The following is a 22,229-nucleotide window of genomic DNA, read 5'->3' on the forward strand; positions in this document are numbered from 1 at the left end:
CCCTACCCCGCCAACACCCCACCCTCAGAGAAGAGAGAACCACCGTGCGATCCCTGCTCACCGGCGCGGCCGGCCTCCGCGCCGCGATTCGGGCCGCCGCGCTGACCGCCGTCGCCGTGGCGACGGTCGCGGCGACCGCCCTCACCGGCTCCGCGGCCCACGCCGCCGGCGTCGCCGATGCCCCCACGATCCCGGCCTTCACCGACGGGCAGGGTCTTACCCAGGTCGCCGGAGCCACCGAGGTGCGATCCGAGACCGACTTCACCCTCACCGTCACCACGCCGCAGCTCTCCGGCCGGCACAAGGTACGCATCTTCCTGCCGAGCGGCTACTACGCCGAGCCGGGCAAGCGCTGGCCGGTGACGTACTTCCTGCACGGCGGTGGCGGCAACGTGAACGACGCCGCCGCTGCCCCGGCCCTGCGGAACGACCGGATGATCACCGTCGTACCGGACGGCGGCCTGAAGGGCTGGTACGCGAACTGGCACATGCAGAACACCGCCGAGGGCGCCGCCAACTGGGAGACCTTCCACCTCCTGCAGGTGGTCCCCTTCATCGACGCCAACCTGCGGACCCTGCCCGACCGCGGCCACCGTGCGGTCGTCGGCCTGTCCATGGGCGGCTTCGGAGCCCTGCACTACGCCCAGGCCCGCCCCGACCTGTTCGGGCGCGTCGCCTCCCTGTCCGGGGGAATCGACTTCGGCCTGTGGGAGGTCCGCGCCGCGGTGCTGGCCACGGAGCTCAACCTGACCGGCGCCTGGTGCGCCTCCACCACCTCGGGTACCGGTAACTGCACCGGCTACGGGCCGGTGGTGGACAGCGACGCGATCTTCGGCTCGCCGTACGCGATCTTCAACGACCGGATCTGGAACGAGGTCAACCCCGCGTCGCTCGCCAATCTGGGCAAGCTCGCCAGCACCGGGGTCACCCTCTACACCGGAAACCAGGGTCTGATCGACGGCAAGACGGCGGTCGCCTCCACCAACGTCGCGAACCGCCTGAACCAACTGGGCATCCCGAACCGCTTCGTCAACTACGGCAACGGCTCCGCCCTGTCGCCCACCTGCAAGGGCGACCACACCTACGCCTGCTGGGCCCCGGCCCTCGCCGACTACATCCCCCGCCTCGCGACCGAGTTCGCCCAGACCGGCTGAATCGGCCCCCGAGCACAGGCCGCGTCAGCGGGCCACCTTGATCAAGTAGAGGAATTCTGAACAGCTCACCGACTTGGCTGACCCGTCGGGAAGACTGTCAGGGACGCTGCTGCCAGCGAGCCTCACCGGCGAGATCAGGTTCGACCGAGTTGACAGCGACGAACCGCCTCCGCTCACGGCCCATGTCCAATGATGTTCCCGTCAATTCCTGCCGCCAACACGCAGATGAAGCCCTGCCAAGCAAGGCCTGGCAGGGCTTCATCTGTGCGGGTGAGACGTCGCATCCACCATTGATCTCTCGCCGTTCAAACAGGCGAGAAACCGAAGGTATCGCTACGGGACTACCCAGGCGTACCGCTCGAACAGGCCATCCATGTCACCGGCTTGCGCCAAGACTTCCAATCCCAGCGACCGATCCATCAGGAACCTTTTTGGATGGCTGGACCACTGGCCCCCAATCTCAACCTCTTCAAACCCTTCACGCTCGTTCGCCTGGAGAACATAGAAGGTTCTGTCACGGAGCATTGTCGCCACCGCGAACCCCTCGCCGAAACCCACGATGAGAACGTCATCCTCATCATCATTCCAAGTGAATGTGACCGAGGCATCGAGCGGGACGGATTCAAGCATCGTCGAAACCTCGCCGAGATCGATCTTCTTACTCCCCGGGCTGGAGCCATAGGTTTCAAACCGAACTTTCACACTTACCTCAAGTTTATGTACTTATCGCGGGTACGGGTGTAGACGCCGGCTAGGCCGGCTCGATCAAACACCATGATCGCATCGAGCCCCAGAGCGTCAGCATATCCAGCCATGCTGTGCGCACAGAACGAGCAAACCACTCTATCCACGTAAAGCGAGGCCACGCCGCCGCGATTCGCGCTTGCCATGGCCTGAGAGAAGACGTCGCCTTCAGCATGGTCTTCGAATGACGTTGCAGTGATTCGGTTCCCTTTGCCCGGGAAGGCAACAGGTCGAGCGTTCCGCCCGTTGATCCCGTAATAAGATACGCCGCCATGGTCAAGCCGGGCGAGGGTGCTCTTTCCCTTTCCGTTATCCAAGGCCGCAGCAGGAAGACCAAGCCCCTGTCGCAGCTGCGACAGATCAGCCTGCGCGGCGGGATTTCCCCCACTACAGTTGTGAACCAGCGTGGGAATCGCGCCAGCCAGTACGTAGTACGTGTGGAGGTCCGTGACCGTGAGGTTGTGGACGCGGTGGGGTTCTGTCCGGGTCTGGAGGGCGGTGATCTGGACGTAGGTGCCGGCGGAGGTGCGGAGCCACGTGCCCGGTGTGAGGTCCTTGGCGGGGACCCACTCCTGGAGGTCTTCGACCCAGAACGGGTGGCCGTCGGTGGCGGTGATCGTGTCGGTGCGGTGGTCCGGGCCGGTGGCGACGGTGATCCGGACGAGGTTCTTCTCGCCTTGGCCGATGATGGTGGCGGCCACCGGCTGCGCTTCGGTGACGCCGGTTTCAGGGTCGGTGGCCAGGACCACGTCGCCGAGTTGGACGTCCTCGATCGGCTTGGTGCTGCCGTCGGCGAGTGCCACCTCGGTGCCGGGGACGAAGCTGTTGACGGTGCACGAGGCGCCGTCGTTGCCGGCGTCGGGTTTGCCTCCCGAGTCCGGTGCCTTCTTCGCCGCGGCGGCTTCGTCGGTCTGCTTCGCCGCGGCTGCGGCCGCGTCGGCGTCGGCCTTTCTGGCTGCGGTCAGGTCCTCGCTGTACTTCCTGTTGTAACTGGCGAGGTCCTCGGCGTACTTGGCGAACGCGGAGGCGGCTTTCTCCGCCTTCTCTGCGATGTCCAGTGCCCAGGAGATCGCGCCGCCCCACTTGTCGAAGGCCTCCCAGGCCTTCTTGAGGGCCTTGCCGAGCTTCTTCGCCTTTCCTGCGAAGGGCAGGAGGGCTTCCGCGGCCATCATGCCGCAGGTTTTCAGATCGCCGCCCAGACAAGCCTCGATGTCGTTGTAGCCGCTGGCGTCCTTGAGTATCTCCCTGGCTGCCTGGAGCGCGAACTTCATCTTGCCGCCGCGGATGATCTCCTTGGCACGCGCGACGTCCTCGGCCGCCGGGGACGTGACCGCCGGCGGCGCGGGCGGCTTGTACGCCTCCTTGACCGCCTGTTCCGCAGGTCCACCGAACGCGCCCTTGCCGATCAGGCACTGTTCGGTGCACAAACCAGTCGGATCGCTGAGGGTGACCGGGCTGTTGTTGGCGTAGCTGTACGCCTGCATCTGCTGCGGGTCGGTGTTGTCCATGATCGGGTCCGCGGAGATGAACCGGCCGATGGCCGGGTCGTATTCGCGGGCGCCGAGGTGCGTGAGCCCGGTGGACCTGTCCTCGGTTCCCCCGACGAAACCCCTTTCTCCGGGCCAGATCGAGGGCTGGGCGCCGCGCGCATCGCCGAACGGTGTGGACTTGCGGCGGCTGACCTCCTGGCTGCCCCTGTCGACGCTGGTGTTGGCAGTGCCGTTGTGGTCGCTGATCAGGTAGGAACTCGTTGTGGTGCCCGACTCGTTCGTCCGCACCATGACCGGGCCGGCGGGGTGCGCGTAGTACCGGGTGGCGGTGACCTTGTCGGTCGCCTTGGTGTGCTTCAGCTCGGTGCCCGGGAGGTACAGCGTGGTGCTGTCGGGGTCGCGGCGGATCAGCCGGCTGCCGCTCGCGTCGTAGACGAATTCCGTGGACGCACCGGTTCTGGTGGCCTTGGCCAGTCCGCCCTCGGAGTTCCACTCCAGCGTCTGGGTTTCGCCCATGACGGTTCGGCCCGTGGTGTTGCCGGACGGGTCGTAGCCGTAGTTCTCGACGCGGCTGCCGCCCTTGCCCGTGGTGGTGACCGAGGACAGCTGGTGGGTCTTGCTGCCCTGCGGGTAGGTGTAGGTGCGGGTGACGTCGGAGGCGGTGTCCCCGGCCGGGTCGTGCTGGACCTCGCTGGTCCGGTTGCCGGTCACCGAAAAGGTGTACGACGTCCAGTACGGGTTCGGTCCGCCGACCTGCGGCTTGCCGCTGTTGGTGCCGGCCGCGCCGGGCTGGGCGGCGCAGTCGTCGGTGGCCGACCACGCCTCCGCCATCCGCTGCATGTAGTCGTATGCGAAGCACTGCGTGTCGGTTTGCGCGGGACCCGCGTTCGGGCCTTCCGCATCTTTGATCTTGAGGATGTTCCCGGCCGGGTCGTACGCGTACTCGACGCGGTTGATCCGCTGCGGCTCGGTCTCGCGGTCGTTGGTGACGCTGTTGACCCGACCGGTCTGCTGGTCGTAGTCGTAGGTCGACCACACCTGCTTGCCGAACACCCCTGTCTTCGTGACCGTCGCCCGGCCCACCGCGTCGTAGGCGACGTCGTCGACGAACGTCGCGCCGCCTCCGTAGGTCATCTTGGTCGGCAGGTCGGAGCCGTTGTACGCGATGGTGACGTTCTCCGACGCCAGGCCGCCCGCGGCGGGGTGCCGGACCCAAGTCGGCAGGCCGGTGTTGGCGCTGTAGGCGTTGGTGTAGGCGTAGACGCCGGCGAGCTTCCCCTCGGCAGCGGGAACGGTGATCTTGCTGCCGGTCGGGCGGTACTCGGTGTCGTACCCGGTGACTTCCTGTCTGTACTCGCTCCCGTTGACGAACCGGCTGGAGGAGACCGGGAGTCCCACGGCCTCGGGCAGCGTGTCGTAGGTGTACTCGGTGAGCTTGGGGCCTTGCAGCGTGCCTTCGTGGGTGGCCGTGGGGCGGCCCAGGACGTCGTAGGCGTAGGCGAGGGTCCTGCCGCGGCCGTCGGTGGTGGTCAGCACACGGCTGCCCGCGTCGTAGGAGGCGCGGCTCTCGCCGCTGTCCGGGTCGACCGACCTGGTCATTCGGCCACGCGTGTCGTACGCGTACGTCCACGCCACGCCATCGGGGCCGGTGACCTTCGCGAGCCCGCCCCGGGGGTCGTACTCGTAGGAGATGGTGTCGGCGGGGCCGGCGGGCCCGTCACCCTTGAAGTGCTCGAGTCGCGTCTTGCGGCCGAGCGCGTCGAGGTACGCCTTGGTGGGCGTCGTCCCCTGTGGCGGGTCCACCGCGATCCAGTCGCCGCCGTACGTCGTGGTGGTACGCCGCTGCTCGGTGCCGTTGGCGCGGCGGATCGTGGCGGTGATGCGGCCGAGGGCGTCGTACTGGGTGACGACCGAGGAGGGGACGGCCGAGTCGAGGCTGGACCACAAGGCCGGTACGGGGCCGGAGTCCCGGTTGACGTAGGCGGCGTTCTGTTTCCAGGCTTCGCCGCGCGAGTTGTAGAAGTTGTCGGTGATGACCCGGCCGCCGCCGAAGGCGGGCATCTGGGTCTGGCGCAGCCGCAGCATGCCGTCGAACAGCTCGTACTGTGTGGAGTACCCGCCGTTCTCCTGCAGTCGCCTGGTGGTCACCACCACCGGGCCGTCGGTGCGGACGTCGTAGGCGAACTCCGCGTCCGGCGACTGGGTGCCGGGGTCGCGGTCCGGCGACCACGCCCTGGCCATGCGTCCCAGCGCGTCGTACTGCGTGACGGTCCTGCGTCCGTTGCCGTCGGTCTGGATCAAGGGGAGCCCGCGCCCCGGGTCGAGTTCGACGACCGTCTTGCGGCCCAGCGCCGGGCCGGTGACCGTCGCGTGCCCGTTGACCGTCTCGATCCTGGACGCGATCTCGCCGGCCGCGGGGAAGTAGGTGCTGGTGGTGGTGACGCCGTAGATGTCGGTGACCGTCTTCGGGCGCCCGTACTCGTCGACGGTGACGCTGCCGTTCGTCTGGTACCTCGGCGCACCGTCGACGTAGCCGTCCAGGACCGAGCCGCTGGTGAAGTTCCCGGACCCGTCGTACCGGGTGATCCGGTCGCCGATGACGTCCTGCGGCCGCAGGACCGTCGCGTTGCACGCCGTGGCGACCGTTTCGGTGCGGCCGACGAGGCTCAGCATGTTCTTGGCGGCGATCGGCGCGTAGGTGGTGCGGGTGCAGGTGTCGTCGGCCTCGGTGGAGAGGTCGCCGCTGTCGCTGTTGGTCAGCTGCAGGCCGTACCTGTCGAAGGTGTTCTCCGTCGCGGTACGCCGCCAGCCCCGGCCGTCCGACAGCAGTGTCCGCGAGGTCACCTTGGTCGTCTGTTGCACCCGGGCGACCTGCGGCGCGATGCCGTCACGGGCCCGCGTCGCGGTCGCCTCCCCCAGCCACGGGGTGTACACCGTCGCGGAGTCCAGAGCGCTCGTGTCGCCCCGGTAGTACAGCGTCTCGCGGATCTGCCCGTTGAACTCCTCGGTGTCTCGGATCCTGCCGCCCTCGGAGTCGACGAGTTCCACCGACCGCGTACCGACGGGCAGCCTGTCGCCGTCCATGCCGCGGAAGTAGTACGTCTCCGACAGCGACGGTGCGCCCTCGTCAGGGTTGCCGACCCTGGTGCGGACGCGTTCGTAGCCGCGCCATTGGCTCCAGGTCCGCAGCTCCGGCTTGGACAGCTCGTTGTCGTCGTCGAACGCCCATGCCGGAGCGCCCACATACTCGAAGTTCGTGATCTTGGTGGGCGAGTTGCCGTTGCGGTCCTCGTCACGGATCCGGGTGACGAGGTGCTTGTGGAACCAGTCCAGCTTGTAACTGGACGGTGCCTGGGGGTCGGACGGGTTCTTCACCTCCAGCTTGGCGGGGTAGCAGCGCTTGCCGTTGCCCTCCGGGTTGGCGGGCATGCTGACCGGTGCGACGGTGGAGCACTCGGGGGCCGCGTACGTGACGGCGATGGTCTGGCCCGTCTCGGTGTGGATCGCCTCGATCCGGTACCGGAAGTACGGCGGCGAGCCGTCGCCGTTGTTGTCCACCCGGTTCGGGAGCTGCTTGCCGACGAACTGCACCGCGGGCGTGGTGATTCCCGGCGTGGTGCCGTTCTTGCCGGTGCGCTGGATCGACACCAGCCACAGCGCCCGGTCGGTGCCGTCCCCGGCCATCGGGAAGTCGTGCGTCAGCTTCCAGGTGTCGACCTCGCGGAGCTGCCCGCCGGCCCGGACCCGGGTGGTGACGTCCACGAGGCGCTTGCGCGACCAGAAGGTGGGTGCGTAGAGGTCCTTGCAGTCCTCGCCCGCGTTGCAGTTCTGGTCGAACGGCACGTCCGGCCAGTTCTTCGCCGTGTCCTTGGTCAGCGCGCCGGGCGAGCAGTCGACCCCGGCCAGCGGTATGCACCGCTCGGCGACGGTGAAGTCGACCTGCGCGGGTGCCGGAGCGTACAGGCTGTCGCTGCGCAGCCCGTACTCGGTGCGCGCCAGCCACCCGCCGCGCACGTACTGCCGGTTCGTGGAGGTTCCGTCGGACTGGACGTTGGAGCCGTAGGAGTTGGTCTCGGTCTCGTAGTAGTGCGCCATCGCGTTGCCGCGCGGGTCCACCACCAGGTCCAGGTGCCAGCGGTAGGCCTGGGTGCAGAAGGACTGGGCGAAGGCCGCCTGGTGGCAGTCCTCGCCTGGGTGGTTGCCGACCACCGGCTGGCTCCACACCGACTTCGTCTCCGGCTTGCCCGCGGACCAGCCCGGCAGCCGGTTCTGTCCGAAGTAGTACGTGGTGCCGTCTGTCGCGGTGACGACCCAGTACTCCCCTTCCTTGTCTCCGTTGGGCGCGCCGCGGAGCAGCTCGACCCTCGACCCGTCCTCCGCCTGCAGGCGCCACTGCTTGGTCGCGTCGTCCAGCACCAGTTGGGTGGACGCACCGTTGAGGGACATCGCGACCACCGGCGGGCCCTGGCACAGGTCCCCGGTGTCGGTCGAGGGGTTGTTGAACCCCGACCCCGCCTTCTTGTCCGCGGCGCACTGGGGGAACATGCGCTCGATGTACGACGACCCCAGGTCCCAGCCGTCGCCCACCCACGAGGCCTGCGCCTGCGCCGCGGAGGTCCGGCCGTCCACGCTCGACGACGAGTACGTCATCGACATCGAAGGGCCGGGGCCACCGAGCGACGTCGGCACCTCCATGGCGTAGGACCAGGAGAAGTCACCGGCCGGGCCGCCGCCCTGCCACGTTCCCGAGGGTGCGAGGGACGTGGCCTTGAAGTCGCCCTTGGGTCCCTGCGGCGCAGCGGCCGCGGCCAACAGCACGCCGCCGGCGGTCGGCGACAGCGGCGGAGCCTGGGACTGGGCCTGGGCCTGGGCCTGGGCCGTCAGACGTATCAGCGAGCCACCCGGAACGTCCGGACCCGCCGCCGCGCCCGACGCGTCGATCCGCGCGGTCAGCTTCGAGGTCTTCGGGTCGTTCTTGAACAGCACCGGCGCCCGCGTACGGCACCGCGCCAGCTCGGGTGTGGTCAGCGCACACTGCGGCAGCGCCACGAACTGCAGCCGCGACGCCCAGTCACCACCGTACGCACCCTTGAACGCCGAGTAGTCCAGCGCCACCGATACCGGCGTCGAGACGGACGCACCGTCCGAGCGCTTGACGTGCACCAGTACCCCGTCGACCCCCGCACGTCCCGCGGCGGCACGGTCGGCGAGGCCCACCCGCACCCTGGTCGGCGAAACTCCGTGCGGAGCTGGGGAATCCGCGGACCTCACGGCCGCTCCGGCGGCCCCCTCCGAGGCCGCGGGCGTCGCGACCGTCACTGGTAATGCGCCGGCCCTGACCGGCGTTCCGGACGACGAACCGTCCCGCTCCGCCCCGGACCGGGGACCTGTCCGCGAGGTGTCCGACGCCGGTGCCGCCTCGGGTGCCAGCTCGGCCTCACCGGAACCGGCGACCGGCCACACCGCGTCCGCGGCGCCCGTCCACGCGTTGCGTTGCGACTCGCCCGGCGCAGGTGCCGGCTTGGACTTCACCGGCGTGCCCGGCACCGACGGCATGTGCTTGACGTTCGACGTCAACGGCGGCGGCTTCGGCCCGGCCGCGGCGAGATCCGGCGCTGCCAGCCCGGACAGCAGCACCGAGCCGACGACCGCCAGGGAGACCGTGCGCGGCACTCCGCGGATCGGCGAACGGTATTGGCCCTCGGTCACGACAGCTCGCGATAAGCCCGCACCTAAGAAGCGCACGCCGATTCCCCCCAGTCATCACAGTGGCCGGCGAAAGATATCAGCGAAATCGCCGACAGAAAATGGGGCGCCGGCGCGAAACCGGCCCGGCAGAGCCAAAATCCAACTTTTCCAGAATATGTACGGCCGGAATAATTAGCTGCAGCTATGCCCGGATTGGCGAGACTTGCCCGATGCTCGCCCACCACTGCTCTCACCTGGTACAAGTCTCGGAATCGGACGCTCGAAAGCCGACGTCGATCAATTCTCGCCGAGCCGAGAGAGGCCACGTGAAATTACTCAGCGGACCCGCCCGAAAGGGCCACCCCAAGAAGAATACAAGTACTTTTCTGGGCACAGTCCTCGCACTCACCGTGGGCAGCTCCATGCTCGCCGCACCGCCCGTGCAGGCCTCTGATCTGCTGGCCGGCGCGGCCGGAACGGCGCGCACGGCAACCACCGAGGCCCGGGCCGCCGCGAACGCCACGAAGTCCGCGGCAGAATCCGGTCAACCGGTCGAGGTCGAGTCAGCGCGGACCGAGGACAGCAAGACGTTCGCGAACCCGGACGGAACCCTCACCCTGGACCGCTACCTGCGTCCGGTGCACGTGCGCCGGGACGGCAGGTTCGTTCCCGCCGACGACACCCTCGTCGCCGCCAAGGACGGCACCGTCCGCCCCAAGGCCGCCCGCGCGGACTTCGCCTTCTCCGGCGGCGGAGACAAGGCGCCCCTGGCCACCGTGGCCAAGGACGGCCGCCAGATCTCCCTGACCTGGCCGGGCAAACTGCCCGAGCCGGTCCTCGACGGCGACACCGCCACCTATCCCGAAGTCCTCCCCGGCGTCGACCTGAAGGTCATCGCCGAGCCCGACTCCTTCTCCCACGTCCTGGTCGTCAAGACCCCCCAGGCCGCCAAGAACCCCAGGCTCGCCAGGCTCGACTTCGGCCTCGCGGCCAAGGGCTTGGAGGTCAAGGCGGACAAGGACGGCAACCTCAGCGCCGTGACCCCCGCCGGCCAGACCGTCTTCACCGCTCCCAGGCCCGCGATGTGGGACAGCAAGGGCGCCGAGCCCGCTGCCGACAAGAAGGAGCCCCGCGCGCGGACGGCACCCGAAAGAGCGACTCCCCCGGGCTCGGCGGCGGCGCAGAGCGGCGACGTTCTGCGGCCGTCCGCCGACCCCGGCGAAGCTGCTCCGGAGTCCGCGAAGCAGGCCGCGCTGGGCGTCGAGCTCCGTGGTACGACCCTCAGGCTGACCCCCGACCAGGGTCTCCTCACAGCGGCCGACACCACGTATCCGGTCGTCATCGACCCCACCTGGGGGACGGACTGGAAGAACCTGTGGGCCATCGCCTACAAGCACAACGCTTTCCCCAACTCCGCCAACACCGCCTACGTCAACGGCGGCACGCTCTCCAAGGAAGCCCGCGTCGGCTGCGCCAAGGACAGCAGCAACGGCAACCAGGTCGTCTGCGCCAAGACCTTCTTCCACGTCCCCATGGCCCAGCTCCACGGCAAGCAGATCCTCGAATCGACCCTGCGCATCAAGCAGACCTGGGCGGGCTCGTGGAGCTGCCAGTCCGGTGACGTCGAGGTCTGGGACACCAACGGCATCACGTCCGCCACGACCTGGAACAACCAGCCCGCCTGGGGCTCCAGGATCGACGCCACCGGCGTCTCGTTCGGCGGGCGCAGCTGTCCCACCGCCGGCGGCGAGGACCTCGTCGAGTTCAACATCACCAAAGCGGCCGAGGCCGCCGCCGGGAACCGCTGGGGCTACTGGGCCTTCGGGCTCAAGGCCAAGAACGACACCGTCGACGTCTCCTGGCGCAAGTTCGACCCTGAAACGGCACGCATCTCCACCCACTACAACACCCCGCCGGTCACCCCGTACAGCCAGTCCACCGATCCGTGGGTGCCCTGTGGCGGCGGGTCGTTCGGCCTGGTCGACAACGTGACACTGCGCGCGACCCTCAACGACGAGGAGGACAACCAGGTCTCCGCCCAGTTCGTCATCTGGAAGGAGGGCGGCGGCAGCCTGCCGGACCGCTGGACAAGCGCCGTCCGCGGCAACGTGGCCACCGTGTCCATCCCGGCCGGCCAACTGGAGAGCAACGCCACCTACCGCTGGGACGTCCGTGCCTGGGACGGCCACGCCTACTCCCCCTGGGCCGGCCAGTGCCGGTTCGGCATGGACAAGGACCGGCCCGGCAGACCGCCGACCGTGACGTCGAGCCAGTTCCCCGACGGCAGCGGAGGAACCTGGGGCCGACCGGCCCGTACCGACGGCACCTTCACCTTCGGCGCGGGCGGCATATCCGACGTGGTGCGCTACGAGTGGTACACGGACTTCGACACCACCCTGCGCAAAGTCGACGCGAACGGCCCCGGCGGCGACGCCACCGTCCCCTTCAAGCCGCTCAGCATCGGCCCGCAGCACATGTACGTCACGAGCTTCGACGCGGCCGGGAACCCCTCCGACGTCCGCAGCTACCTCTTCTACGCCTCGCGCTCCGCGACGCGTGACCGGTACGGCGACGTCAACGGCGACGGCTCCACCGACCTCTGGGCCGTGGACAAGGACGGCGGCCAGCTCAGAGTGCACCCCGGCCAGGGCGACGGCACCTTCGGCCTGTCCCGCGACGCGGACAACAGCAGTTTCAGCACCGCTGCCGTCACCCACCGCGGTGACTGGGGACAGGACGGCTACGAGGACCTCATCGTCCTCAAACGCGGCCCCGACGGCTCCCAGACCCTGTACCGCCGCAACAACAACGGCGACGGAACGCTCGACGCCCGTCCCACCGGCGAGTACCGCCTCGACACCTTGAACCCCGACAACAAGCGCTGGTCCGCGGGCGGCCAGATCCTCTCCCTGGGCAGCGTCACCGACGACACCGAGGACCCCGACTCCGCACCTGACGGCGTCATCGACGAGAACGACCAGCCCGAACTCCTCCTGCTCACCGGCAACCAGCTCTGGATCTACTACCCGACCAGGTCCGACTACCTCGACGAGTCCGGCGGCCCGGTCCAGATCGGCGACGCGGTCTGGGCCGGCAGGACCGTCATGACCCCGGGCGACACCACCGGGGACGGACTGCCCGAACTGTGGGTCCGCGAGACCGACACCGGCAAGGTCTGGGAGTACAGGAGCCGCAAGGACGCGAGCGGCAACTTCGACCCGTCCGCCTACGCCGACACCGCCAACCGCACCCAGATCGGCACCGGCTTCACCGCCGCCGCCTATCCCCACCTCAGCACCAACGGCGACATCGAGAACCAGGCCGCCGGCACCCACTACCCCGACCTGTGGGCCATCGACCCGCAGGGACGCGTCCACGAGTTCCCCGGCAAGGCGCTCTCCGACGGCTCCGCCTTCGGCCCCGCCCGCAACCTCGTCACCAACAGCCGTACCTGGAACGACTGCCAGACCTTCGACGGCCCCGACACCGAGCCCGCCGTATTGTGCGGCGCCGTCCTGTCCAAGTACCTGGCGCTCGGCGGCCCAGCGGGCCAACTGCGCTACCCGGTCACCAAGTCCCAGCCGACGCCGGACGGAGCCGGACGCTACGCGCACTTCCAGGGACAGGGCACCGCCGGCCAGAACTCGAACGGCTCCATCTACTGGTCCTCGAACACCGGCGCCTGGTTCGTCCACGGTGCCATCCGGGCGAAGTGGGCCGCGCTGGGATGGGAGCAGGGGTTCCTCGGCTACCCCACCGGCGACGAGGACCGCCTCGCGACGTCCGGCGAGGCCTGGATCTCTTCCTTCGCCGGCGCCCCGAACGCCTCACCCGGGGCCATCACGCACTACGATCCCGCCGGCTCCCACGAGGTGCACGGCGCCATCTACGCGCAGTACCTGCAGCTCGGCGGCCCCCTGGCGGTCGGGTTCCCCACGACCGACGAATCCGCCACCCCCGTGAAGTTCGGCCGCTACAACCACTTCCGGCTCATGGGTGCGGACGGCGACACCTCATCCGTCTACTGGTCGCCCAGCACCGGCGCCCACCAGGTCAAGGGCGCGATCCGTGGCCGCTGGGCGTCGATGGGCTGGGAGAACAGCTACCTCGGCTTCCCCACCACCGACGAGCACGCGGTCGCGGCCGGCGCCCGCTCGAAGTTCGAGAACGAGGCCTACATCCGCTGGAACAGCGTCACTGGCGTCGCGACCGACTACGCGGCAGGGGCCGAGACCCCGATGTGGCGTACCCACCTCACCGGCGACTTCGACGGCGACGGCCGCGACGAACTCGCCACGATGATGGACCACCGCAACTGCGCGGCCGGGCTGTGGACCACGAGCATCACCAACACGTCGATCACCCTGCCCGTGGAACGCAAGAGCTGGCAGGCGGACTGGTGGTGCGTGCGCAGCGCCAAGTACGTGGCCGGTGATTTCAACGGCGACGGACGCGACGACATCGGTGCCATGTACGGCTATCCGAACGGAGGCGTCGCGTTCTTCACCTTCACCGGCCGGGCGGACGGCTCCTTCGGCGACGTCAAGAGCCGGGAGGTCCCGCCGGGCAACTGGGACTGGAACGCCATCACCCTCGCCGCCGGGGACTACAACGGCGACGGCCGCGACGACATCGCCATGGCGTACGACTTCGGCGGATGCGACATGGGGCTGTTCACCCTGCTCGGCCGGCCCGACGCCGGGTTCGCCGACGAGACCTCCAGCTTCCGCTCCGGCCCCGGCAACTGGTGCGCCGCATCGAGCACCATGATGTCGGGCGACCACAACGGCGACGGCCGTGACGACCTGTCGTTCATGTACAACTACGGCACTGGGCGGGCCGCGCTGTGGACCTTCCCCGGCACTTCCGGTGGCGGATTCGCCAACGGCACCCCCAGCTGGAGCGTTCCGGAGAACTACTGGTTCGCGGACAAGGCCCGGTACAGCACCGGGGACTTCAACGCCGACGGCCGCACCGACATCGTGGCCATGTACGGCTACCCCGACGGCCGGGTCCGCTTCTTCACGTTCCTCGCCAAGGCGGACGGGGGCTTCAACGACAACTACGTCAGCTACGACATTCCCCCCGGGAACTGGGACTGGAGCCACGTGTTCCTGAACTCCGGAAACTTCAACGGGGACAACCGCACCGACCTGTTGTACATGTACGACTACGGAACCTCGGAGTACCTCACGGCAGTGCTCTCGACCCAGCCGAACGGGACACTGACCGAGAACGGCTCCCCGAACCGCCGCATCGAAAGGGGCGTTTGGTAACAGGAGCAGAAGCAGGAGGAGCACCTCGCCCGCGGCCATGAGGCTGCGCTGAACGCCTGCGAGGCTGCGGAGCATCCGGTGGACTGGCCCCGTCCCGATGGGGTCGGGGCCAGTCCCGCGGCATCCTGTCTTCGGGATCTCCCCCGCCACCGTCTGCCGGGTCATCCAGCGCCTGCGGCCCTTGCTGACCCCGGAGCCGACCCCACGGCCGGTCGCCGACGTCGACCGAGGAGAGGCGCGTCAGCGGCATCACTGGTTCTCGCTCGCCCGGCGTTCGGCCAGTGCCGCGCGGCCGGCTTCGAGGCGGGCGACGGGGACCCGGAACGGTGAGCAGGAGACGTAGTCGAGGCCTGCGTCGTGGAAGAAGTGCACGGAGACCGGATCTCCCCCGTGTTCCCCACAGACCCCGATCTTGAGGTCGGGCCGGGTGGCACGGCCTTCACGGACCGCGATCTCCACCAGGCGTCCGACTCCTTCCCGGTCGATCGTCTCGAACGGGGAGGTCTGGAAGATGCCCTTGTCGAGGTAGGCGGAGAAGAACGCCGCTTCGACGTCGTCGCGGGAGAAGCCCCACGTAGTCTGTGTCAAGTCGTTCGTTCCGAAGGAGTAGAACTCTGCCTCCGTCGCGATGCGGCCGGCCGTCAGGGCGGCCCTCGGCAGTTCGATCATGGTTCCGACCGGGCAGGTCACGGTCACGCCCGTCTCGTGTGCGACTGCGGACAGCACCGCCTCCACTTCCTCTTTCACAAGGTGGAGCTCCTCTACCGCTCCGACGAGCGGGACCATGATCTCGGCTCGGGGATCGCCCCCGGCCCGCTTGCGCGCCACGACGGCCTCGGCGATCGCCCGCACCTGCATCGCGACCAGTCCCGGTACGACCAGGCCCAGCCGGACCCCGCGGAGGCCGAGCATGGGGTTCTCCTCGTGCGTACGCGTGACGGCGGCCAGTAGCTCCCGGTCCCGCGGGGTGGTCGTCCGGCCGAGCGCTTCGTCCCGCGCGAGGCGTACGGCCAGCTCCGTGCGGTCGGGCAGGAACTCGTGCAGGGGCGGGTCGAGCAGCCGGATGGTGACCGGCAGGCCGTCCATGGCGGCGAGGATTCCGGTGAAGTCTTCGCGCTGCAACGGCAGGAGTGCGGCGAGCGCCGCGTCCCGTTCCGCGTCGGTGCGGGCCAGGATCATGGCCTCCACCAGCGGACGACGGTCGCCGAGGAACATGTGCTCGGTGCGGCAGAGGCCGATGCCCTGCGCGCCGAACCGGCGGGCACGGGCCGCGTCCTGCGGAGTGTCGGCGTTCGCCCGCACTTCCAGTCGCCGGATGCCGTCGGCGTGCTCCATGAGCCGGTGCACTTCGGCGCAGGCCTGTTGTCCGCCGTTGTCCGCCGGCTCCCCGCCCTCGTCGAAGTAACGCACGAGTTCCGATTCGACCAGCGGTACGGCGCCGAGGCGGACCGTCCCGTCGAAGCCATCGACGGAGATCATCTCGCCTTCCGACACGGTCACTTCACCGGCGGCGAACCGGCGCGCGTCCGGATCCACGGACAGTGCGTCGGCACCGCAGACACAGACCTTCCCCATGCCTCGCGCGACGACCGCCGCGTGGCTGGTCTTGCCGCCCCGGCTGGTGAGCACCGCCTGGGCGGCGAGCATGCCCGGCAGGTCGTCGGGGGTGGTCTCCTGCCGTACCAGCACGACCTTCTCGCCTGCGGCAGCCCTGCGTACCGCTTCCGGGGAGTCGAACACCACCGCGCCCACGGCCGCTCCGGGCGACGCCGCCACGCCCCGTGCGATGACCGGAGCCGCGGCGTCGGTGTCGAACCGGGGGAACATCAGGCGGGCCAGCTTCCCGCCGTCAACCCGGTCCAGCGCCTCGTCCGCCGAGATGAGGCCCTCATCGGCCAGTTGCGAGGCGATGCTGAAGGCAGCCTGAGCGGTGCGCTTGCCGATCCGGGTCTGGAGCATCCACAAAGTGCCGTGTTCGATGGTGAACTCGATGTCGCACAAGTCCCTGTAGTGGCTTTCCAGCTGCTCCATGTGTGTGCGCAGCTGCTGGAACGAGGCCGGGTCGATAGCAGCCAGCTCGTGCAGCGGCACGGTGTTGCGGACGCCCGAGACGACGTCCTCGCCCTGTGCGTTGGCGAGGTAGTCGCCGTAGAGGCCGCGGCGGCCGGTGGCCGGGTCGCGGGTGAAGGCGACGCCGCTGCCGGAATCGGTACCGAGGTTCCCGAACACCATCCGCTGGATGGTGACCGCCGTGCCGAGGTCGTCCGCGATGTGTTCGCGCCTGCGGTAGAGGCGGGCGCGCTCGCCGTTCCACGAGGTGAAGACGGCGAGGATCGCCCCGCGGAGTTGATCGCGCGGATCCTGCGGGAACGTGCGGCCGGTCCGCTCGCGGACGAGGTCCTTGAAGGTCTCGACGATCCTGATGAGGTCGCAGGTGTCCAGCCGGGAGTCGTCCGTGACGTGGTGCTGCTCCTTGATGCGCCGGAGCACACCCTCGAACAATGCGCCGTCGACTCCCAGGACGACATTTCCGTACATTTGCACGAGTCGACGGTAGGAGTCCCAGGCGAAGCGCTCCCGCTCCGACGTCTTGGCCAGTCCGAGTACCGACAGGTCGTTGAGGCCGATGTCGAGGATGGTCTCCATCATGCCCGGCATGGAGAAGCGCGCTCCCGAGCGGACCGACAGCAGCAGTGGATCGTCGACCTGTCCCAGCCTTTTGCCAGTGGCCCTCTCCAGCGCTTCCAGGTGTTCGTCGATCTGCCGGTCAAGGCCCTCCGGCGGCTCGCCGGTGGCCAGGAAGGCGCGACAGGCCTCGGTGGTGATGGTGAAGCCGGGCGGGACGGGCAGTCCCATGCGTGCCATCTCCGCCAGGTTGGCGCCCTTGCCGCCGAGCAGGTCAGCCATGTCGCGGCTGCCCTCGGCGAAGTCGTACACGTAGGAACCCCTGGAACCCATGACTGCCACCAGCCTCCTCGGCGGAATCGTGCTCTTGCTCCCACACTGGCTGACCAGCGCCGTCTTCCAGAGGGGCCGGACGGCCCTTCCCGGGGACACCCGGCCCCCAGGCCCGGATCCGGTGGGCGCGCGTCTCCCTCACGTCGTGCATGCCTGCGAGCCCGGGGACCATCCCCTCCACCGCGTCGTGCGGACGGGCCACGCGGGCCGGCAGCTCCGCGACGGACAGCGCGGTGCTCCCTGCGGTGTGCGCCTGCCACCCTCCGCACTTCAGCCGTTCTTGAGGGTCGCCGCATGGTCGGGTACGGCGGTCTGCAGCTCCTTGGACGGGCGCTCGTAGCCCGTGGAAGCGGGACGGGGCGGCAGGGTCAGCGAGGGCAGGGCCACGTCCGCGTAGGGGACCGAGGACAGCAGGTGGGCGATCATGTTCAGCCTGGCGCTGCGCTTGTCGTCGCTCTCGACGACGTACCACGGGGACTCGGCGGTGTCCGTGTGGACGAGCATCTCGTCCTTGGCCCGCGAATACGCCTCCCAGCGGGTGAGGGATTCCAGGTCCATCGCAGAGAGCTTCCACCGCCGCAGCGGGTCCTGGGACCGGCGGCGGAAACGCTCCTCCTGGACCGCGTCGCTCACGGAGAACCAGTACTTGCGGAGCAGGATCCCGTCCTCGATCAGCATGCGCTCGAAGACCGGGCACTGGCGCAGGAAGCGCTGGTGCTCCGTCGGCGTGCAGAAGCCCATGACGTGTTCCACGCCGGCGCGGTTGTACCAGCTGCGGTCGAACAGGACGATCTCACCGGCTGCCGGCAGGTGCTCGACGTACCGCTGGAAGTACCACTGCGTGCGCTCCCGCTCCGTCGGCGTGGGCAGGGCCGCGATGCGCGCCACGCGGGGGTTGAGGTGTTCGGCGACGCGCTTGATCGTGCCTCCCTTGCCCGCCGCGTCACGTCCCTCGAAGACGACCACGAGGCGGGCGTCCTCCGCGCGAGCCCACTCCTGAAGCTTGACCAATTCCGTCTGGAGCCGTAGCAGCTCGCTCTCGTACGCCGCCTTCTTCAGACCCATGCGGTGTCCCCTGTCCTGTCGGCCGGTGCTCCGGTCACGTCCGTCACCACCGGCATCGGTGCGCAACCATGGCTCTCCCGGTCCGTCCCGTGTCGATACTCTGACACCGCACGGGGGCAGTAGGCCGGAGGAGAAGCGCGTGAGTGTGGGGGATCCGTTGACTCAGGTGCCGCGGATGCGGCTGGACGAGCTGCTCGACGAGCTCCAGGTGCGCATCGACCAGGTCCGCGGCACGCGGGACCGGGTGCACAGCCTGCTGGAGGCCGTCGTGTCGGTCGGGCGGGAGCTGGATCTCGCCCAGGTGCTCCGGCGGATCGTGGAGGCGGCCGCGCTGCTCGTCCACGCCGATTACGGCGCGCTGGGTGTCATCGGCCCCGACGGACGGACCCTCTCGCAGTTCCTCACGGTCGGACTCGCCGAGAAGGAAATCGCCGAGATCGGGCCCTTGCCGGCCGGCCACGGCTTGCTCGGGGAAGTCATCAACCACCCCGAGCCCTTGCGCCTCACCGATCTCGGCGCTCATTCCTCTTCCTACGGCTTTCCGGCTCACCACCCACCCATGCGGACGTTCCTCGGCGTCCCGATCCGTGTCCGCGACGAGGTCTTCGGCAACCTGTACCTCACGGACAAGCGCGGCGGGATCGACTTCGACACCGAGGACGAGACGGTGATCACGACCCTCTCGGTGGCGGCGGGCGTGGCGATCGACAACGCGCGTCTGTACGAGGGCTCGCAGCGCCAGCAACGGTGGCTCAGGGCGAACGCGGAGATCACCGGCAGCCTGCTGTCCGGCAGTTCGCGCCCGGCGGTCCTGGAGCTCATAGCCCGCCGCGCACAGGAGATCACGTCGGCGCGGCTCGCGGACATCTCCATGCCGGTGGCCGAAGCCGAGGGCCTGGTCGTCGAGTTCGCCGTCGGCGCCGACAGCGAAGCACGTCAGGGACTCGTCGTCCCCTTCGTCGGAACGCTCTCGGGAGCCGCGCACCAGACCGGCCGGCCCGTCGCGTCCGTGCACGCCTCCGACGATGACCGCTATACCGCCGATGCCCAAGTGCAGGGTGGGCTGGGCCCTGCCGTGGCGGTGCCGCTGGGAACCACCGCCGGAGCGAGCAGGGGCGTCCTGCTGCTCGCGCGCCCGGTGGGCGGGCCGGCGTTCGGCGAAGGGGAACTGGAACCTCTCGTAGCCTTCGCGGGCCAGGCGGCGCTGGCCCTGGAGCTGGCGGAGCGGCGGCGGGACGCCGAGCAGATCGCTCTGCTGGAGGAGCGCGACCGGATCGCCCGCGACCTGCACGATCTCGCCATCCAGCGGCTCTTCGCCACCGGCATGACCCTGCAGAGCGCCGCTCGCCTCGTCGAGCACGAGGGGGCTGCGGAGCGGGTCGGCCGAGCGGTCGACGATCTCGACGAGACCATCAAGATCATCCGGTCGACGATCTTCGGACTGCGCACGAAGGACCGCGACAGCGGACCCGGGCTGCGGGCCCGCGCCGCCCGCGCGGTCGGCGATGCGGCCACCGCCCTCGGCCATCCGCCGCGGCTGAGCATGGAAGGCCTGCTCGACACGGACGTGCCGCCGCAGATCGCCGACCACGTCATGGCGGTGCTCGGCGAGCTCCTGAGCAATGCGGCCCGGCACGCGCAGGCGACCCGTGTCGGCGTGACCCTCAAGGCCGGACCAGGGGAGATCACGCTGACCGTCTCGGACAATGGCAGGGGGATACCGGCGCAGGGGCGCAGGAGCGGCCTGCTCAACCTCGCCGAACGGGCCGAGGGCCTGGGCGGAACCTTCTCCGTCGACACCCCCGAAGAGGGAGGCAGCAGGCTCGTCTGGCGGGCGCCGCTGCCCACCGGGAGTTGACGCCGCGGTCACGACGGGCCCCGGGCTGCCGACGCGGGGGGCGTCGTGTCCGCCTCCAGCCTGAATCCGGTGACGAGATCGGGACGGATCCGCAGAGCGCCGGCCGTGGGGCGCGCCACCCACGGACGCAGGAGTACCGCGTAGCGGTCGGCCTCCTCGGTGTCGGTCACCGGGCTCGCGTATCCGGTGACGACCACGCTCCACCCGAGATGGGTGTCAGGGTCAATCGCATCCGCCTCGTAGGCGACCACCACACCGGGGACATCAGCGGGCGCCACCAGAGAGGCGAGCGCACCGTCGTCGTGGATCCGTACGATGATCTCCCCGTCCTCGACGACGTGGTTGACCGGACGGACAGCAGGCAAGGCGTGCTGTGTGAAGACGATGCGCCCCAGGGACACCGTCGCCACCAGCCGCAGGGCCTCGTCCCTGTCCAGCTCTCGCATGCGTCGGACGGCGGTCCCGCTGCGCACGTGACCGTCGGCCTGCGGTGTGCCGTCCTGGTCCATGACGCGCACCTTCGTCCCGTCCGTCGATTCTTCGCCGCTTCCGAGCCACCAGCCTCCCTCGCGATCAACACGCCGGCCAGGGCCGCATGGGCCCCGGCCGGGCACCGGTCTCGGATACGGCCGCGATGCAGCCGGCATCACGTCGCCACGAGCCGCAGTCTCCGGTCGGCTCCCAGCACCCTCATGGACTTGACCAGGAGGGGCGGCACGTCACACAGGACGAGCCGCGTGCCCTCCGCTCGGCAGAACCGGTCGAGCCGGAGGAAGAGTTCGATGCCCGAGCTGTCGCAGAAGGAGATCCCGGACAGGTTCAGGACCATGAGCCGGTGGCCCGACCCGGCGAGGTCACGCAGGCGAGGCTCCACCCGTCCCGCCGTGTGGAAGTCGAGCTCTCCGGCGAGGGCGACCCTCACGCCCCGGTCGTCGTGACCCACGGCCTTCAGGTCGATCAAGGCGGTCGTCATGGAACCCTCCGCGCTGTGTGCGGCTCATGCGAGCCGCCTCGTTCCCCGTGCGGAACCAGTTCATGCGAGCCGAGTACACCCGGGAAGGTCCGGCCGGCCCCGCGGCAGGACCGAAGGTCCCTTTCGGGGAGGCCTGCCCGGCGCCGGTCGGGTGGAGCGCCTCCTCAAAGAGGGCCGATCGGCCCTGTCCGTTCGGCCCCTCCGAGAGGCAGGATGCTGGGGTTCGTGCGCCCAGGACGAACACCCGGCGAAGGAGTCGTCCCATGACCGACAGCGGTGCCCTCACCCCCCCGAAGACGCCGATCACGGTCTTCCTCCTCGACGACCACGAAGTCGTGCGCCGCGGGGTGCACGACCTGCTGGATGCCGAGCCCGACCTGACCGTCGTCGGTGAGGCGGGCACGGCGGAACAGGCGCTCGTCCGGATTCCCGCTCTGCGTCCCCAAGTGGCTGTGCTGGACGTCCGACTGCAGGACGGTGACGGCGTGAGCGTGTGCCGTGAGCTGCGCTCACGCATGCCCGAACTCGCCTGCCTGATGCTCACGTCGTTCGACGACGAGGAAGCCCTGCTGGACGCCGTGATGGCCGGGGCCTCCGGATACGTGCTGAAGCAGATCACCGGTACCGACCTGGTCACGGCCGTACGTACCGTCGCGGCCGGCCAGTCCATGCTCGACCCGGGCGCCACGACTCGTCTGATGGCCCGGATGCGCGGTGATGTCCCCAAGGAGGAGCAGGTCCCGGGCCTCCCCGGCTTCACCGACCGGGAGAAGGAGATCCTGGTCATGGTCAGTGAAGGACTCACCAACCGCGAGATCGGCAAGCGGATGTACCTCGCGGAGAAGACGGTGAAGAACATCATCTCGCGGCTGTTCACCAAGCTCGGTGTGGAGCGTCGCGTCCAGGCGGCGGTGATCGCCAGCCACACCTTGATCCCGCCCAGCCAGCACCCGGTCCCGACGGCCGAATAGTCGTCAGAGGTGTGGGGGCCGCCCGGGGGCCGGCCCCCCCCCCCCCAGAGCC

At 69.2% G+C, this 22,229-nt stretch carries 10 protein-coding genes and 1 pseudogene; 5 read left to right on the forward strand and 6 right to left on the reverse strand.

Going from position 1 to position 22,229, the window contains the following annotated elements; all coding sequences use genetic code 11:
* The first annotated feature begins 44 nt into the window (after positions 1-44).
* Complete coding sequence (locus ABZY57_RS20340) at positions 45-1,154, forward strand: alpha/beta fold hydrolase (protein ID WP_356513806.1); 1,110 nt, start codon at positions 45-47, stop codon at positions 1,152-1,154.
* A gap of 333 nt (positions 1,155-1,487) precedes the next feature.
* On the opposite strand, the gene ABZY57_RS20345 is transcribed toward ABZY57_RS20340, so the two are convergent.
* Together ABZY57_RS20345 and ABZY57_RS20350 are read right to left on the reverse strand one after the other, a co-directional pair.
* On the reverse strand, positions 1,488-1,856 hold the full coding sequence (locus ABZY57_RS20345) for a hypothetical protein (RefSeq protein WP_356513808.1): 369 nt from the start codon (positions 1,854-1,856) through the stop codon (positions 1,488-1,490).
* Positions 1,857-1,858: 2 nt separating this feature from the next.
* Positions 1,859-9,097 carry a polymorphic toxin-type HINT domain-containing protein gene (locus tag ABZY57_RS20350; RefSeq protein WP_356513810.1) on the reverse strand — a complete coding sequence of 2,413 codons (7,239 nt, stop codon included), beginning with the start codon at positions 9,095-9,097 and terminating at the stop codon, positions 1,859-1,861.
* Positions 9,098-9,486: 389 nt separating this feature from the next.
* Here ABZY57_RS20350 and ABZY57_RS20355 point away from each other — a divergent pair, with 389 nt between their 5' ends.
* Complete coding sequence (locus tag ABZY57_RS20355; protein WP_356513812.1) at positions 9,487-14,352, forward strand: FG-GAP-like repeat-containing protein; 4,866 nt, start codon at positions 9,487-9,489, stop codon at positions 14,350-14,352.
* 124 nt (positions 14,353-14,476) lie between these two features.
* Positions 14,477-14,581 (forward strand): annotated as a pseudogene (locus ABZY57_RS20360) (IS5/IS1182 family transposase); the annotation flags it as partial.
* Between the two features lie 20 nt (positions 14,582-14,601).
* Here the strand turns inward: ABZY57_RS20360 and ppdK are convergent.
* Entirely contained in the window at positions 14,602-17,310 is a 2,709-nt protein-coding gene (gene ppdK, locus ABZY57_RS20365) for a pyruvate, phosphate dikinase (RefSeq protein WP_356513814.1), read from the reverse strand.
* A gap of 270 nt (positions 17,311-17,580) precedes the next feature.
* Positions 17,581-18,375 (reverse strand): polyphosphate kinase 2, encoded by a 795-nt coding sequence (ppk2, locus tag ABZY57_RS20370; protein ID WP_356513816.1) that lies wholly within the window; start codon positions 18,373-18,375, stop codon positions 17,581-17,583.
* A 175-nt stretch (positions 18,376-18,550) separates the two neighbouring features.
* Here ppk2 and ABZY57_RS20375 point away from each other — a divergent pair, with 175 nt between their 5' ends.
* Entirely contained in the window at positions 18,551-20,233 is a 1,683-nt protein-coding gene (locus tag ABZY57_RS20375) for a GAF domain-containing sensor histidine kinase (protein WP_356513823.1), read from the forward strand.
* An 8-nt stretch (positions 20,234-20,241) separates the two neighbouring features.
* Here the strand turns inward: ABZY57_RS20375 and ABZY57_RS20380 are convergent, their stop codons facing one another.
* Positions 20,242-20,742 carry a pyridoxamine 5'-phosphate oxidase family protein gene (locus ABZY57_RS20380; RefSeq protein ID WP_356513818.1) on the reverse strand — a complete coding sequence of 167 codons (501 nt, stop codon included), beginning with the start codon at positions 20,740-20,742 and terminating at the stop codon, positions 20,242-20,244.
* A gap of 137 nt (positions 20,743-20,879) precedes the next feature.
* Positions 20,880-21,206: an STAS domain-containing protein gene (locus ABZY57_RS20385; protein ID WP_356513819.1), complete on the reverse strand. Its 327-nt coding sequence runs from the start codon at positions 21,204-21,206 to the stop codon at positions 20,880-20,882.
* Positions 21,207-21,469: 263 nt separating this feature from the next.
* Between ABZY57_RS20385 and ABZY57_RS20390 the strand changes: the two genes are divergently transcribed.
* Positions 21,470-22,177 (forward strand): response regulator transcription factor, encoded by a 708-nt coding sequence (locus ABZY57_RS20390; RefSeq protein ID WP_356513821.1) that lies wholly within the window; start codon positions 21,470-21,472, stop codon positions 22,175-22,177.
* Positions 22,178-22,229 lie beyond the last annotated feature (52 nt).

The sequence above is a fragment of the Streptomyces sp. NPDC006450 genome, assembly GCF_040612195.1.
Taxonomy (GTDB): domain Bacteria; phylum Actinomycetota; class Actinomycetes; order Streptomycetales; family Streptomycetaceae; genus Streptomyces.